Genomic DNA, 16,487 nt, shown 5'->3' with positions numbered 1-16,487 from the left:
GATATCACCTATTTATTTGCCCAGTAAAAAATGATATAGTAATCTCAAAAAGGTTATATGTCTAATGTCAGAGGTCTGATCTCAACGGAAATGCGTAACACGGAGGACGTTGTCATGTCAATCAAATCAGACAGCCGCCACCTTTACTTGCAAGTGATTGATCGCATCAAGCGCGATATTGAAACGGGAGTGTACAAAGAAAAGCAAAAACTGCCGTCCGAGTTTGAACTCGCCAAACAGCTTGGCGTCAGCCGGGCGACATTGAGGGAAGCGCTGCGGGTGCTGGAAGAAGAAAACATTATCATCCGCCGCCACGGCGTCGGAACGTTTGTCAACGCCCGTCCGCTGTTTACGTCCGGCATCGAGCAGCTCTCAAGCGTCACGGATATGATTCGTCAAGCGGGGCGCAAGCCAGGAACGATTTTTTTGTCTTCCTCCATCCAACAGCCGACGGAAGACGATATGCGCCGCTTCCAATGCCGGCCGGACGAGAATTTGTTGCTCATCGAGCGGGTGCGCACCGCCGATGGGGAGCCGGTCGTTTATTGCTTGGATAAAATTTTATGCAAATATTTGCCAAAGGGCATCTCCTATGAACAGGAGTCGCTGTTTGAAAACTTGCACAACCAAACGCATCGTGATATCGCCTATGCGGTCGCGCGCATCGTGCCGCTCGGCTATCATGAAAAAGTGTCGCCGATTTTGCAATGCGACCCGGAAACGGCGCTGCTTGTGCTCAAGCAAATGCATTTCGATAAAAACGATGAGCCGATTTTTTATTCCGTCAACTACTTCCGCTCCGACAAGTTCAGCTTCCATGTCATGCGGAAGCGGTTCAGCTTTTAAGGGGGGTGAAAATGGGTACATAGAAAGAGAGCGGAAGCTTTATACTAACTAATTAAAGAACAAATTTTCAAGCCAGGGGGTAGTGAATGTGAAAAAGCGAATCGGATTGGTGTTGTCCGTCCTGTTTGCCGCCGGCACGCTGCTTAGCGCCTGCGGACAAGCCGGCAACAATGCGGGAGGCGGCAATCAGAAAGATACGTTCAGTGTCGCCATGGTCACCGATGTCGGCGGCATTGACGACAAATCGTTCAACCAGTCGGCTTGGGAAGGGCTGCAAAAGTTCGGCAAAGACAACGGGCTTGAAAAAGGCCGCGGCGGCTACGACTACTTGCAGTCATCGAGCGACGCTGACTATGCCACGAACTTAAACAAGCTTGTGCGCAGCGACTTTGACTTGATTTTCGGCATCGGGTATTTGATGGGCGACGCGGTGAAAGAAGTCGCTAAGCAAAACCCGAAAAAACATTTCGCCATCGTCGACACTGTTGTTGACGAGCCAAATGTCGCCAGCATCACGTTCAAGGAGCATGAAGGCTCGTTCCTTGTCGGTGTTGTCGCCGGGCTAATGACGAAAACGAATAAAATCGGCTTTGTCGGTGGGATGGAGATTCCGTTGATCGAAAAATTCGAAAGCGGATTCCGCGCCGGCGTGAAAGCGGTCAATCCGAAGGCGACTGTGGAAGTGCAATACGCCGGGGCGTTCGACCAAGCGGATAAAGGGAAAGCGATCGCCTCGAGCATGTACGCATCTGGCATCGACATCATCTACCATGCAGCGGGCGCGACTGGGAACGGCGTCTTCTCGGAAGCGAAAGATTTGAAGAAGAAAGATCCGAACCGCGAAATTTGGGTCATCGGTGTTGACAAAGACCAAGCGCCGGAGGGAGAAGTGAAAGTCGGCGGCAAAACGTACAACGTAACGCTCACTTCGATGGTGAAACGCGTCGATGTCGCTGTCTATGACACGGCGAAACGGGCGAAAGAGGGCGACTTCCCGGGCGGCAAAACGATTGAGTACGGGTTGCCGGAAAATGGGGTTGGCATTGCCCCGACGCAAGACAACATTCCGGAGAACGTGTTAAAAACAGTTGACGAATGGAAGCAAAAAATCATCAAAGGCGAAGTGAAAGTTCCGACAAACCGGAAAGAGTACGAGCAATTCGCTGCGACGATCAAGTGACGAACAAAGGCCAAGAAGGCTAGTGCGCGCCGCTAGCCTTCTTCAAAATCATAAAATGAAGGGCGGCTGTTTCGCTGTCGCCTTTCATTTTGTGATTTTGACCTTGCTTGAGTAAGGAGTGAATCGCTTGGAATACGTGATTGAAATGCTCAATATCCGCAAGGTGTTTGGCACGTTTGTCGCCAATGACAACATTACGCTGCAAGTGAAAAAGGGGGAGATACACGCTCTGCTTGGCGAAAACGGGGCCGGCAAATCGACGCTCATGAACGTGCTGTTCGGTTTATACCAGCCGGACGGCGGCGAAATCCGCGTGAAAGGAAAGCCGGTGCGCATCACCGACCCGAACGTCGCCAATGATCTTGGCATCGGCATGGTGCATCAGCACTTTATGCTCGTCGATACGTTCACCGTGACGGAAAACATCATCTTAGGCAGCGAGCCGACGCGGGCCGGAACGATCGATATGAAGCGGGCGGAGCGGGAAGTGCGCGAATTGTCGGAACGATATGGACTCGCGGTCGATCCGACAGCGAAGATCGCCGACATTTCCGTCGGCATGCAGCAGCGCGTGGAAATTTTAAAGACGCTTTACCGCGGCGCCGATATTTTGATTTTTGACGAACCGACAGCGGTGTTGACGCCGCAGGAAATTCGCGAGCTCATGCAAATTATGCGCACGCTCGTCCGCGAAGGAAAATCCATCATTTTAATTACGCACAAACTCAAAGAAATTATGGAAGTGTGCGACCGCGTCACCGTCATCCGCCGCGGCAAAGGAATTGCGACGCTCAATGTGGCGGAGACGAATCCGAACGAACTGGCGGCGCTCATGGTCGGCCGCGAGGTGCAGTTTACGACCGCTAAGAAACCGGCTGAGCCGGGAAAACCGGTGTTGGAAATTAAAGACTTAGTCGTCAAGGACGCGCGCGGGATCAAAGCGGTCAACGGTTTGAACTTGACGGTGCACGCCGGCGAGATCGTCGGCATTGCTGGAGTCGACGGCAACGGCCAGACCGAGCTCATTGAAGCCATAACCGGCTTGATCAAAGCTGAATCAGGGACAATCCGCCTCAACGGCCGAGACATTACGAATTTGCCGCCGCGTAAAATCATCGAAGCCGGCGTCGGCCATATTCCGCAAGATCGGCATAAGCACGGGCTTGTCCTTGACTTTCCGATCGGCGAAAACATGGTGCTGCAAACGTACTATCAGCCGCCGTACTCGAAACGGGGTCTGTTGAATTTTCAAGCCATTTACGAAAAAGCGCGCCAGCTCATCCGCGAATTTGACGTGCGCACGCCGGATGAATATACGAAGGCGCGGGCGCTATCGGGCGGAAACCAGCAAAAAGCGATCATCGGCCGTGAAGTCGACCGCGACCCGGACTTGTTGATCGCCGCCCAGCCGACGAGGGGGCTTGATGTTGGAGCGATCGAATTTATTCATAAGCGGCTCATTGAACAGCGAGACCGCGGGAAAGCGGTGCTGCTCGTCTCGTTTGAGCTTGACGAAGTGATGAACGTCAGCGACCGGATCGCTGTCATTTATGAAGGAAACATCGTCGCCATCGTTGATCCGAAAGAAACAACCGAACAGGAGCTCGGGCTGTTGATGGCTGGAAGCAAACGGAAGGAAGCAGGTGTGTCGTGATGAAGTCGAATCGTCTCCAGCAATTTTTGATACCATTGTTGGCCGTTCTTCTTGGCATGATCGCCGGTTCGATCGTGATGCTTGCAAGCGGCTACAACCCGATCGCCGGCTTTGGCGCTCTCGTGTACGGGGCGTTTGGCGATACGTACTATATCGGCGAAACGATCCGCCAGACGACGCCATACATTTTAACGGGCTTGGCGGTGGCGTTTGCCTTTCGCACCGGCTTGTTTAACATCGGGGTTGAAGGGCAGCTGATCGTCGGCTGGCTCGCTGCCGTCTGGGTCGGGGTGTCCTTTGATTTGCCCAAAATCATCCATTTGCCGCTTGCCTTGTTGGCCGCCGCGTTGGCCGGGGCGCTATGGGGCTTGATTCCGGGTGTGCTGAAGGCGTATTTAAAAGTGCACGAAGTCATTATTACGATCATGATGAACTATATTGCTTTGCATGTAACGAACGCCATCATCCGTTCCGTTTTGTCTGATGAGGGATTTAAATCAAAGCCGGTGAAAGAAAGCGCATCGCTTCACTCCGACTTTTTTGATGCCATTACGCATCATTCCACCATGCATTACGGCATTTTCATCGCTGTCGCCGCCGCATTTGTCATGTGGTTTTTGCTTGAGCGGACGACGAAAGGGTTTGAGCTGCGGGCGGTCGGTTTCAATCAGCATGCGTCACAGTACGCGGGCATGAATGTGCGCGCCAACATCATTTTAGCGATGGTCATCTCCGGCGCTTTTGCCGGCGTCGCCGGGGCGATGGAGGGGCTTGGCACATTTGGAAACATCTCGACGAAAGCCGGCTTTACCGGCCTTGGATTTGATGGCATCGCGGTTGCCTTGATCGGAGGAAACAACGCGTTTGGCATTTTGCTCTCCGCCTTGTTGTTTGGCGCCTTAAAAGTCGGGGCGTTGGAAATGCCGTCAAGCGCCGGCGTGCCGACCGAACTCGTCGATATTATTATCGCGCTCATCATTTTCTTTGTTGCATCCAGCTACATGATCCGCTGGCTGTTATCTCGTTGGCAAAAGGGGGCGGAGTAAGTGAGCGTGTATGACGTCTTGCAAACGATTGTCCCGACGACGATTTTCTTTGCGGCTCCTCTCATTTTCACCGCCCTTGGCGGCGTGTTTAGCGAACGGTCCGGCGTCGTCAACATCGGGCTTGAAGGATTGATGACCATCGGCGCGTTTGTCGGCATCGTCTTTAATTTGACGTTTGCCGATCGGTTTGGCGAATGGACGCCGTGGCTTGCCTTATTGGCTGCCATGGTGGTCGGCGCTGTATTTTCCCTGCTGCACGCTGTCGCGTCGGTCACATTTCGCGCCGACCAAGTCGTAAGCGGGGTGGCGATCAACTTTTTGGCGCTTGGTCTGTCGCTGTTTTTAGTGAAGAAAATGTACGGCAAGGGGCAGACGGACCAAATTCAAGTTGGGTTTGACAAAATTGACGTGCCAGTGTTAAGCGACATTCCCGTCATCGGGCCGCTGTTGTTTTCCAACGCGTACGCGCCGTCATATATCGCCATTGCGCTGGCGTTTGTATCATGGTATGTCATTTACAAAACGCCGTTTGGCCTGCGGCTGCGTGCGGTCGGCGAACATCCGATGGCGGCGGATACGATGGGGATTCATGTCGCCAAAATGCGCTACATCGCTGTCATGATCAGCGGCGCGCTCGGCGGCTTGGGCGGTGCGGTATACGCGACGATCATTTCCCGCGATTTCAGCCATGCGACGATTTCCGGGCACGGATTTATGGCGCTTGCGGCGATGATTTTCGGCAAGTGGCATCCGATCGGCGCGATGGGGGCGGCGCTCTTTTTCGGGTTGGCGCAAAGCTTAAGCATCGTCGGGCAAACGATTCCGTTCTTGAAAAACGTCCCGACCGTTTACTTGCTCATCGCCCCGTATGCACTCACGATTTTGGCGCTGGCGGGCTTCATCGGCCGCGCTGAGGCGCCGAAAGCGGCTGGCACGCCATACATCAAAGGAAAACGGTAATGAAAGCGGCTGTCCGAAAAACGGACGGCCGTTTTTTGCTGAATGGAATGATTTGCATTTTTCTATTGGCAAAAGGTATATTGTTGATAAGACGCTTTACAATAAATTAAAGATAGTGCATATCTGCAAAGAGAAAAAGTAAGGAGGAGTTGGATTGGTCGACGAAAAAGTCACAGCGGTCGGACCGGTTCGCGTCCATACGATTTCGACCGATAAGTACAAAACGAACACGATCGTTTGGAAAATGAAGGCCCCTCTTGCTAAAGAAACGGTCACGCTGCGCGCGCTTTTGCCATACGTCTTGCAAAGCGGCACGGCCGACTATCCGAGCGTTAAGGCGCTGCGCACCTATTTGGATGAACTGTATGGGGCGACGCTGAACGTCGATTTAACGAAAAAAGGCGAACATCATATCATGACGATTCGCATCGATGTCGCCAATGAACGATTTTTGCCGGAGCAAACGCCGTTGCTTTCGAAAGCGTTTCAGCTCTTGGCCGATCTTCTGTTCCGCCCGGCTCTTGATGGCGGGCGGTTTGTCACCGACATTGTCGAGCAGGAAAAGCGGGCGCTCCGTCAACGCATTCAGGCGGTGTATGATGACAAAATGCGCTATGCGAACATGCGCCTTGTAGAAGAAATGTGCAAAGGCGAACCGTACGCCCTCTCGCCAAACGGCGAGCTTGAAGACGTGGACGGCATCACGGCGGAAGGGCTGTATCGCTATTATGAACGAGCGCTGGCCGAGGATGAGCTGGATCTATATGTCATTGGCGACGTGGCTGAAGAGGCGGTGCTCACAGCGGTGAAGCAGCGCTTCTCTTTGCCGGATCGTCCAAAGCGGGAGCGCGCATCGTCGGTTTCTGTCAAGCCGCAAGGGGAAGTTCGCGAAGTCATCGAGCGGCAAGACGTGAAGCAAGGAAAGCTCAACATCGGCTATCGGACAAATGTGACGTACGAGGATGACGATTATTACGCCTTGCAGCTGTTTAACGGCATTTTCGGCGGTTTTTCCCATTCGAAGCTGTTCATCAACGTCCGCGAGAAGGCAAGCCTTGCCTATTATGCCGCCTCAAGGCTTGAGAGCCATAAAGGGCTGCTTATGGTCATGTCCGGCATTGAACCGGCCAACTATGAGAAGGCGCGCCGCATCATCGATGAGCAAATGCAGGCGATGAAAAACGGCGATTTCACAGATGAAGAAATGGCGCAGACGAAAGCGGTCATCCGCAACCAGCTGCTTGAGACGCTCGATACGCCGCGCGGGCTTGTGGAGGTGTTGTACCATAACGTCGTCTCAACGCGAAAGCGCCCGATCGATGAATGGATTGCCGGCACCGATCAAGTGACGCGCGAGGATGTGGTGCGCGCCGCTGACAAGGTGGAGCTTGATACGGTGTACTTTTTGACCGGAATGGAGGCGACGGAAGATGGAAAAACGGGTGTATGAGACGTTGCACGAAGAGCTGTTTTATGAAAAAATGGACAACGGCCTTGACGTATACATTTTGCCGAAAAAAGGATTCAACAAAACGTATGCGACATTCACCACGAACTACGGTTCGGTCGACAACCAGTTCGTCCCGCTCGGTAAAACGGAGATGAAGCGCGTTCCGGACGGCATCGCCCATTTTTTGGAGCATAAGCTGTTTGAAAAAGAAGACGGCGACGTGTTTCAGCAGTTCAGCAAACAAGGCGCCTCGGCGAACGCCTTTACGACGTTCACCCGCACCGCCTATTTGTTCTCAAGCACCGACAACGTCGAGAAAAACTTGGAAACGTTGATCGATTTTGTGCAAAGCCCGTACTTTTCCGACAAGACAGTGGAAAAAGAGAAAGGGATCATCGGCCAGGAAATCCGGATGTACGACGACAACCCAGACTGGCGCGTCTATTTCGGCGCCATCGAAAGCATGTATCACAACCATCCGGTCAAAATCGACATCGCCGGCACAGTTGAATCGATCGCCCAAATTACGAAAGAGTTGCTGTATGAGTGCTACGAAACGTTTTACCACCCGAGCAACATGCTTTTGTTTGTCGTCGGCCCGGTCGATGAACAAAAAATCATGCAGCAAATCCGCGACAACCAGGCGAAAAAGTCGTTCCCGCAAGCCCCGGAAGTGAAGCGGTTTGCGTATGAAGAACCGAGCGCAGTAGCGGAAAAGAAAAAAGTGATTCCGATGCATGTGCAGACGAACAAATGCTTTGTCGGCATCAAAGCGCCGTCCGTTCCTGAAGCCGGCGAACAAAAACTTCGGCATGAGCTTGCCTTCCACGTCGCATTGGACTATTTGTTTGGAAAAAGCTCGCCGCATTATGAACGGCTGTACCGCGAAGGATTGATCGATGATACATTTATGTACGATTATACAGAAGAGCGCGGGTTCGGCTTCGCGTTGATCGGCGGCGATACAAGGGACGCTGAACGGCTCGCTTCGGAAATTCAAACGGTGCTGCTGTCGTTTGCCGCGGAGACTATAAAAAAGGAAGAATTTGAACGGGTGAAAAAGAAAAAAATCGGCGCCTTTTTGCGCGCGCTCAACTCGCCGGAATACATCGCCAACCAGTTTACGCGCTACGCGTTTTACGGATCCAACTTGTTTGACATTTTGCCGGCGCTTTCATCCCTTGCCATGGACGATATCGCGGCGGTTGCCTCTTCTTGCTTCCGCGATTCGCAAATCGCGGTTTGCGAAGTCGTTCCAAAAGGGCAATAAGGCATCCTTCCTGAGAAGGATGCTTTTTTGCGGCAAAAAGGAGAGGATGGTTTCATGCGCTACGCCTTGATCACGGGAGCCTCTGGAGGCATCGGACAAAGCATCGCCCGTGTGCTCGCTCGGGAGGGATACGGACTTTTTCTTCATTACTATCGGCGACGGGCGCCTGTTGAAGCGCTGAAAGAAGAGCTTAACGATGTGCATATTGTGCCGATTGAGGCCGATTTGTCGGCACTGGATGGGGTGGAAAAGCTCGTTTCGCAAATCGATCGCCCGGTTGATGCCATCGTTTACAACAGCGGTGCAAGCTATTACGGGTTGTTGACCGACATGAACGATGAATTAATCGAGCGGATGGTGCGGCTTCACATGACAAGCCCGGCGTTGCTCATCAAAAGGCTGACCCCATCAATGGTGGCGAGAAAGCGCGGTCATATTGTGTTCATTTCCTCGATTTGGGGATTGTGCGGCGCTTCATGCGAGGCGGTGTACTCGATGACAAAGGGAGGGCAGAACGCGTTTGCCAAGGCGCTGGCCAAGGAGCTTGCCCCAAGCGGCATTCGCGTCAACGCTGTTGCACCGGGGGCGATTGATACCGATATGCTGCGGGTGTTTCGTCCTGAGGAGCTGGAAGCGCTCACTGACGAAATTCCAGCCGGCCGGCTCGGCACCCCGGATGAGGTGGCGGAAACGGTGGCGTTTTTGCTGTCTGATGCCGCTTCGTATATCACCGGCCAAGTCATTTCCGTCAACGGCGGCTGGTATTGTTGAACGTATATTTTCCGGTTCGGCAGGCAAACTATCCTTGAAACATTCAACAAGGAGGGATTGACATGTCGGTACTGGATAACTTTGAACAATGGAAAGACTTTTTGGCGGAACGTTTAGAACAAGCGCAACAGCAAGGATTGACTCAGCAAGTGATCACAGATGTCGCTTACCAAATCGGGGATTATTTGGCGAAACACGTCGACCCGAAAAACCCAGAAGAACGGGTGCTCGCTGATCTTTGGAGCGTTGCGGATGAAAAAGAGCAGCACGCCCTTGCCAACATGATGGTCAAGCTGGTCCAACAAAAATAATCACCCGGTAAAAGAGAGGGGCCTCCCTCTCTTTTTTTCTTCCTCCTTTTCGGTTGCTTTTCCATTTATAATTATAGTAGTATGAACTTAGCATAAGGCGTTCGTGCGGACACCGGCAAGGGAGGAGACGGGATGGGCAAGCAGGAATGGTATTTGGAATATGAAATTCATGTCAACCGCCCGGGGTTGCTCGGCGACGTTGCTTCGCTGCTCGGTATGTTGTCCATTAACATCGTGACGATCAACGGTGTCCGGGATTCGCGCCGCGGCATGTTGCTTTTGTGCGACAATAACGAGCAAATTGAACGGTTGGCGACGATCTTGCGGACGATGGACAACATTACGGTGACGAAGCTGCGCCAGCCGAAGCTGCTCGACCGCCTCGCCGTCCGCCACGGCCGTTATATCCAGCGCGATGCCGATGACAAAAAAACGTTCCGCTTCGTCCGTGATGAACTTGGACTGCTTGTCGATTTTATGGCGGAACTTTTTAAAGAAAAAGGGCATAAGCTCATCGGCATCCGCGGGATGCCGCGCGTCGGCAAGACAGAGTCGATCGTCGCCGCCAGCGTGTGCGCCAACAAACGATGGCTGTTTGTTTCATCGACGCTGATTAAACAGACGGTTCGCACGCAGTTGATGGAAGATGAGTATAGCGAGGACAACATTTTCATTATCGACGGCATCGTCTCAACGCGCCGCGGGAACGAGCAGCACTGGCAGCTCATCCGTGAGCTCATGCGCCTTGAGGCGACGAAAGTCGTCGAGCATCCGGACATGTTTGTTCGCCATACGGAATACACGCTCGATGATTTTGATTATATTATTGAGCTGCGCCATGAACCGGACGAAGATATTTCCTACGAAGCGATTGACCGCCCGTCATTGTTGGGCGATGACGGATTTTCCGAATTTGGGTTTTAATTTAAAAAAGTGGAAGGTGTTGGCCGTTGACGGAACTAGGAAAACGTTTGCGGGAAGCACGGGAAGAAAAAAATATGAGTTTGGACGAGTTGCAGGAGATGACGAAAATTCAAAAGCGGTATTTGATCGGCATCGAAGAAGGCAACTATGCCATCATGCCTGGAAATTTTTATGTGCGTGCCTTCATCCGGCAATATGCTGAAGCGGTCGGACTTGATCCGGATGAGCTGTTTGAACAGTATAAACAGGACATTCCCCAGTCTTATCAAGATGACATTCCGCAGACGCTGTCGCGCGTGAAGACGCGCCAGCAACTGTCTGCCGAGGGGGCGAAATGGCTCGATTGGCTGCCGAAAGTGATTGTCGCGGCGGTCGTCATCGGGGCGGCTGTCCTCGTTTGGGTGCTGCTCCAGCACGGCGCCGCAAATGAGCCGCCGACAAAGACAAGCCCAAAAACAGCGGAGGTCGAAAAGCCGAAACATTCGCCGCTTGAGCAGGCGAAACAAAAGCAGTCGGCGAAGGAAACGGACGAGAAGGCAACGAATGAAAACGGACAGCAAAATGAACAGCCAGCGCCGACTGGCGAAGAAGAACAGCCGGCTGCGGCGATGAATGTGACGGAAAAGCGCGGCAACACGGCGACGATTGAAGTCGCCAGCTCCGGCGCGTTTTCCATCGAGCTTTCATCCAAAGGAACGTCATGGGTCGAAGTATACAATACGAAAGGCCATACGTTTTACCGCGGCAACTTGACAAGCGGGCAGACGAAAACGTTCGATCTGTCGGCCGAAAGCGAAGTATGGGTGAAAATCGGGCGTACGCTGGACGTCGACATGAAGGTAAACGGCCAGCCGTTTGCCTATCCGTTTGCCCCGAAAGAGGAAGTATACCAAAAGCTGCATTTCGTGTTGAAGAAATGATGGAACAGGGCGCTTTTCCGCAGGAAGGCGCCTGCTTTTCGCACGGACTGAACTATGTTGAATGAGCGGAGGTATTTGTGGTGAACTTGCCGAATAAAATTACGGTAGCGCGCATTATGCTCATCCCGTTTTTCTTGATCGTGATGCTCGTTCCGTTCGGGTGGGGAAGCATCCAAATCGGCGGGACAGAGCTTCCGGTTGCCCATCTTGCCGGCGCGCTCATTTTCATCATCGCCTCAGCGACGGACTGGATCGATGGCTACTATGCCCGCAAATACGGGTTGGTGACGAATTTAGGAAAATTTTTAGATCCGCTTGCCGATAAATTGCTTGTGTCGGCGGCGCTTATCGTGCTTGTCGAGCTCGGGGCCGTTCCGGCGTGGATGGTGATTGTCATCATCAGCCGCGAGTTTGCCGTCACCGGCTTGCGGCTCGTGCTTGCCGGCGAGGGGGAAGTCGTCGCTGCCAACATGCTTGGCAAAATCAAGACATGGACGCAAATTGTCGCCATTTCCGCTTTATTGTTACATAACTTCCCATTCTCGCTCATTTCGTTTCCGTTCGCTGAATTGGCGCTGTGGGTGGCGGTCATTTTCACGATTTGGTCTGGCTGGGATTATTTTGCGAAAAACAGACATGCGTTTTCCCATTCGAAATAGCCGGCCACAAAGGGGGAGAAAAGTCTGTTGAACGCGGAGATCATTGCCGTTGGCTCTGAGCTGTTGCTTGGGCAAATCGCCAATACGAACGCCCAGTTTTTGTCGCAGCAGCTGGCGATGCTTGGCATTAACGTCTATTTCCATACCGTCGTCGGCGACAACGCCGGCCGCCTTGAGCAGGCGGTGAAAACGGCGCAAACGAGAGCGAACCTCATCATTTTCACCGGCGGCCTCGGCCCGACGAAAGACGATTTGACGAAGGAGACGATCGCCCGTTTGCTTGGCCGCCGGCTCGTGATCGACGAGGAAGCGCTCCGAGCGATTGAGGTGTATTTTGCCCGCACAAACCGGCCGATGACAGAAAACAATAAAAAGCAGGCGCTCGTCTTGGAAGGATCGACGGTGCTGAAAAACGAGCACGGCATGGCGCCAGGGATGGCGCTTGTGGCAGACGGCATTACGTACATGCTGCTGCCCGGGCCGCCGAAAGAAATGCGGCCGATGTTCAAAAAATACGGAAACGCCTTTTTGCGCCGTACGTTTTCGCTTTCCGAGCGCATCGAGTCGCGCGTGCTCCGCTTTTTTGGCATCGGTGAATCAGCGCTCGAGACGGCGATTGCGGATTTGATCGACGCCCAGTCGAATCCGACGATCGCGCCGCTGGCCGGCGACGGTGAAGTGACGCTTCGTCTGACAGCGAAGCATCAGGATGAGGCGGAGGCGAAGCGGCTTCTTGACGAAGTGGAATCGGCCATTTTGGCGCGTGTCGGCCGCCACTGCTACGGATATAACGATGAAACGTTGTTTACAAAGACGCTCGAGCGGTTAAAAGAAAGAGGATGGACGATCGCGTCGGCCGAAAGTTTGACCGGCGGCCTTTTCCTCGAACAGCTCACCGCCCTCCCCGGCGCGTCGCAAGTCGTGCAGGGCGGTGTCGTCTGCTACACAAACGGCGTCAAAGAACAGGTGCTTGGCATACCGCGCCCGCTGCTTGAGGCAGAAGGGGCGGTGAGCGAGCCGTGCGCCCGTTTGCTTGCTGAAAACGTCCGCGCGATGTGCGATGCGGATATCGGCATCAGCTTCACCGGCGTCGCCGGACCCGATCCGCTTGAGGGCCACCCGCCCGGCACCGTGTATATCGGCATCGCCGTCCGCGGGCGCGATGCGACTGTCCACCGTCTGATGCTGTCCGGCACGCGTGATGCCATTCGCATCCGCACCGCCAAATACGGCTGTTTTTTTCTGCTTGAGATGCTCGCGGCCGACTGCTGATCGGCCGCCCCCTTCCTTGAACATTCTCCACCGCACATCGTTTTTTCCACCGCATGAGTATGGCGATTGTTGCTAGTTTCTCCACCGAAAAAACGAATGGACGTTCGTTTTTTTGCTTGGCAATGGCCGCAAAACGCGGTATAGTATAAGTAGTCCTAGAATAAGGAGGAGTAGGTTAGTGAACCAAGATCGTCAAGCTGCATTGGAGCAGGCATTAAAACAAATTGAACGACAGTTTGGCAAGGGGGCCATCATGAAGCTCGGCGAGCAAGTCGACCGCAAAGTGTCGGTCGTGCCGAGCGGTTCGCTGGCGCTCGACATCGCGTTAGGAGTCGGCGGCTATCCGCGCGGGCGGATTGTGGAAATTTACGGCCCGGAATCGTCCGGGAAAACGACCGTTGCCCTTCACGCGATCGCGGAAGTGCAAAAGCGGGGCGGGCAAGCAGCTTTCATCGACGCAGAGCACGGTGCGACCTGTTGCTGACTGAAGTATGGCGGAAACGCCGTGCGAAAAGTCAGCGGGACTGAGCATGAGTAGGTCCTAACTGCATCACCGAGAGCTCGGTGAAAATCCGAGACGGGAATGAAGGTTGGCATTCCCGCCCTAATACCCCGACGTGCGGTCATGGTGCGCAACATGGCTGTACGAAGCTCGGAGAGGACGGCGAAAAGCAGACCTGAGAAGCGGTTAGCGAAGTAGCCGGGGGTCCATAAAGCTCCTATGGCTAGAGAACGCATAGCGTTGGAACGAACCACCGGAAGTACGGCTCGTAAGGCGTGGGGCGCCGAAAAAAGAAGGCGCTCACCTCCTAAGTGAGGTTCAGCCCTGGATGAGGTATTCGTGTTTGCCGAGTCTGGATTGATCCCGTAGAGGATCTTTGCCTTGAGCCCTCCAACCATGGGCAGAAAGGCGGCTGACGGGTCAGAGGTGGAGCCTAAGGGAGCATGCAAGGATAGGTGATGCGGTACAGGTGAACCACCCCAGCGGATGCCAAGGGATGCGCATCCCGATGCCGCTAAGCAGGAGGAAATGACTGCTGAAGGGGTGGGGCAGCAGCCCGTAGTAGTGATGAAGCAGGGTAACTCCTGCGGAGCGAAGGGGCATAGTCGAGTACCCTAGGTTACTAACCCAGACAATGATTAGGAAGCCGTGAGGAAATCCGTAAGGGTTTCGGTGAGCAAAACTGACTAAAAACGTGTATGGTACAAATCCGCTAGAAAGGATTTGATACTATCAACCAAACGTTTCAAGAACTAATCATTCCTAGGTCGGAGCAGGAATTCCGCGACCTACAAGACAAGATGTACGCCATTACAAAGGAATGTCTGGAAAAAGGTGATGTTCCAAGATTTAAGGGATTGGTCGAAATAGCAAGCAGCGATGTCGTGATCGTATCCGCCATTCACAAAATCAAATCAAACCAAGGAAATAGTACAGCGGGTACAGATGGGAAAACCATCAGCGACATACTAACGCTGAACTATGACGAAGCGATAAACTTCGTTAAAAGATGCTTTAAGAAATATACACCTAACCCGATCAGAAGGGTCCATATCCCAAAACCCGGGAAAAAGGAAAAGAGACCTTTAGGCATTCTGACGATCGCAGACCGAATAATCCAAGAATGTGTGAGGATGGTCATTGAACCAATTCTTGAAGCACAATTTTTTCAACACTCATATGGGTTCAGACCCTACCGAGACGCAAAACAAGCCATCGAAAGATGTGTATTTATATGTAACCGAATAGGGTACAATTGGGTGATAGAGGGAGATATAAAAGGTTTCTTCGATAACGTGAACCACACTATCCTGATCAAGCAGCTTTGGCACATGGGTATACGTGATAGACGAATGCTCATGATTATCAAAGCCATGCTGAAAGCAGGAGTTATAAAAGAAACCAAGATAAATGAAATGGGCACGCCACAAGGTGGAATTATCTCCCCACTATTAGCCAATGTGTATCTTCATAAACTCGACCAATGGATAACAAGAGAATGGGAAGAGAAGAAAATGCGAAATGGTACAACCATTCGCACGGCAAAATACAAGTCCCTCCGAGATCACTCAACAATAACCAAACCAGAGTTCTACGTAAGATACGCAGACGACTGGATACTGTTCACCAATAGCAGGGGGAATGCCGAAAAATGGAAATATCGAATCAAGAAATATCTAAAAGAAAACCTTAAACTTGAACTATCCGATGACAAAACACTCATAACCAACATTAAGAAGAAACCAATGAAATTCCTAGGTTTCAAAATTAAAATGATACCACACGGTAAAGGTGGAAAATACATCGGATACGCGAGTGCAGACACGGAAAAAATTAAAGGGAAAGTTGAACAGATCAGGAAAGATCTGCGTAAACTAAAATTCGCCACGAATCAAGAATGGCTTATAACGGACATCAACCGAATTAACAGTAAAATTAGAGGTATCATTAATTATTACTCAAGTGCTCCTAGCGTCAACAGAGATGTAAGGCCATTTAAGGAAAAACTTAAATATGCGTCCTACAAAGCACTAAAGAGATATGGAGCGAAATGGATACCTGCTAATCAATGCTACAACTTAGCACCCCTGTACCCAGATAGAACAGAACAAGTGCCTGCAATCAAAATAAATGGAAGATGGCTTGGTATAATGAGTATTGGGTTCGCAACTTGGATTAAAACAAACCAGAAAAATCAGAAGGAAACACCATACACAGCGGAAGGAAGAAGAATTAGGCTTCAAAACACGGGTAAGAAGCCGCTGACCGTAAGAGCACAATGGTTATTAGACAGTGGTTACCTAAACCTAATTCAAGGAGTTAAGTCTAGTAAAATTTACAACTTCGAATTCTTCATGAATCGGTGTTATGCGTTTAACAGAGATAAAGGAAAATGTAAAATATGTGGTGACATTCTGCAGCCATTTAACACTAGAACCCACCATATCAATACGAAACTTCCGCTGAACGAAATTAATAAGGTAAGCAATCTCGTAACGGTCTGCGACAAATGTCATACATTGATCCATTTAAAGGATCTAAGTGATGTCAACCTCAGTCGCTTAAAAACAAACGCAATAAGGAAACTCGAGGAATACAGAAAGTGCGTACACTAGTAAAGTCTAGAGCGGATTAGTAACCGGGGTACTCGATGGAACGCCGTGTGCGGGGAAACTCGCACGCACGGTGTGAAGCGGGGGAAAATAGCCCCTCCGGGTAATGC

At 52.0% G+C, this 16,487-nt stretch carries 14 protein-coding genes and 1 pseudogene; all 15 read left to right on the top strand.

All coding sequences use genetic code 11. From position 1 onward, the window contains the following. Nucleotides 1–114 precede the first annotated feature (114 nt). The 15 genes and pseudogenes from ACVX3G_RS14005 (at nucleotide 115) to ltrA (ending at nucleotide 16,380) form a co-directional block, all read left to right on the top strand. Nucleotides 115–846 carry a GntR family transcriptional regulator gene (locus ACVX3G_RS14005; RefSeq protein WP_011230782.1) on the top strand — a complete coding sequence of 244 codons (732 nt, stop codon included), beginning with the start codon at nucleotides 115–117 and terminating at the stop codon, nucleotides 844–846. A gap of 88 nt (nucleotides 847–934) precedes the next feature. Then, a complete protein-coding gene (locus ACVX3G_RS14000) occupies nucleotides 935–2,026 on the top strand; it encodes a BMP family lipoprotein (protein WP_014195487.1) in 1,092 nt (363 codons plus the stop codon). A 127-nt stretch (nucleotides 2,027–2,153) separates the two neighbouring features. Then, a complete protein-coding gene (locus ACVX3G_RS13995) occupies nucleotides 2,154–3,680 on the top strand; it encodes an ABC transporter ATP-binding protein (protein ID WP_011230784.1) in 1,527 nt (508 codons plus the stop codon). Continuing rightward, nucleotides 3,680–4,726 (top strand): ABC transporter permease, encoded by a 1,047-nt coding sequence (locus tag ACVX3G_RS13990; protein WP_013145711.1) that lies wholly within the window; start codon nucleotides 3,680–3,682, stop codon nucleotides 4,724–4,726. Before ACVX3G_RS13995 ends, ACVX3G_RS13990 begins: the two co-directional genes overlap by 1 nt. After that, nucleotides 4,727–5,686, top strand: a complete 960-nt coding sequence (locus tag ACVX3G_RS13985) for an ABC transporter permease (RefSeq protein WP_011230786.1) — start codon at nucleotides 4,727–4,729, stop codon at nucleotides 5,684–5,686. A gap of 154 nt (nucleotides 5,687–5,840) precedes the next feature. Then, the gene (yfmF, locus tag ACVX3G_RS13980) at nucleotides 5,841–7,136 is read left to right on the top strand and encodes an EF-P 5-aminopentanol modification-associated protein YfmF (protein ID WP_011230787.1); all 1,296 of its coding nucleotides are present in this window, start codon (nucleotides 5,841–5,843) and stop codon (nucleotides 7,134–7,136) included. Continuing rightward, nucleotides 7,117–8,406 (top strand): EF-P 5-aminopentanol modification-associated protein YfmH, encoded by a 1,290-nt coding sequence (yfmH, locus tag ACVX3G_RS13975; protein WP_011230788.1) that lies wholly within the window; start codon nucleotides 7,117–7,119, stop codon nucleotides 8,404–8,406. Before yfmF ends, yfmH begins: the two co-directional genes overlap by 20 nt. Before the next feature lie 54 nt (nucleotides 8,407–8,460). Next, nucleotides 8,461–9,177, top strand: coding sequence for an elongation factor P 5-aminopentanone reductase (ymfI, locus tag ACVX3G_RS13970; RefSeq protein ID WP_021322287.1), 717 nt, complete (start codon nucleotides 8,461–8,463; stop codon nucleotides 9,175–9,177). 62 nt (nucleotides 9,178–9,239) lie between these two features. Beyond that, nucleotides 9,240–9,488 carry a DUF3243 domain-containing protein gene (locus ACVX3G_RS13965; RefSeq protein ID WP_011230790.1) on the top strand — a complete coding sequence of 83 codons (249 nt, stop codon included), beginning with the start codon at nucleotides 9,240–9,242 and terminating at the stop codon, nucleotides 9,486–9,488. 132 nt (nucleotides 9,489–9,620) lie between these two features. Beyond that, entirely contained in the window at nucleotides 9,621–10,412 is a 792-nt protein-coding gene (locus tag ACVX3G_RS13960) for a DUF3388 domain-containing protein (RefSeq protein WP_011230791.1), read from the top strand. A gap of 26 nt (nucleotides 10,413–10,438) precedes the next feature. Next, the gene (locus ACVX3G_RS13955; RefSeq protein ID WP_011230792.1) at nucleotides 10,439–11,332 is read left to right on the top strand and encodes a helix-turn-helix domain-containing protein; all 894 of its coding nucleotides are present in this window, start codon (nucleotides 10,439–10,441) and stop codon (nucleotides 11,330–11,332) included. An 80-nt stretch (nucleotides 11,333–11,412) separates the two neighbouring features. After that, nucleotides 11,413–11,991: a CDP-diacylglycerol--glycerol-3-phosphate 3-phosphatidyltransferase gene (pgsA, locus tag ACVX3G_RS13950; protein ID WP_011230793.1), complete on the top strand. Its 579-nt coding sequence runs from the start codon at nucleotides 11,413–11,415 to the stop codon at nucleotides 11,989–11,991. Nucleotides 11,992–12,018: 27 nt separating this feature from the next. Then, nucleotides 12,019–13,263, top strand: a complete 1,245-nt coding sequence (locus ACVX3G_RS13945; protein ID WP_011230794.1) for a competence/damage-inducible protein A — start codon at nucleotides 12,019–12,021, stop codon at nucleotides 13,261–13,263. A gap of 178 nt (nucleotides 13,264–13,441) precedes the next feature. Beyond that, a pseudogene (locus ACVX3G_RS13940) lies at nucleotides 13,442–13,729 on the top strand (recombinase RecA); the annotation flags it as partial. An 836-nt stretch (nucleotides 13,730–14,565) separates the two neighbouring features. Beyond that, on the top strand, nucleotides 14,566–16,380 hold the full coding sequence (gene ltrA, locus ACVX3G_RS13935) for a group II intron reverse transcriptase/maturase (protein ID WP_021322289.1): 1,815 nt from the start codon (nucleotides 14,566–14,568) through the stop codon (nucleotides 16,378–16,380). Nucleotides 16,381–16,487: the final 107 nt, after the last annotated feature.

The organism is Geobacillus sp. PLS 41 (assembly GCF_056494105.1).
Note: the sequence above shows the minus strand (reverse complement) of the source record. Positions and strands in the feature narration are given on the sequence as shown.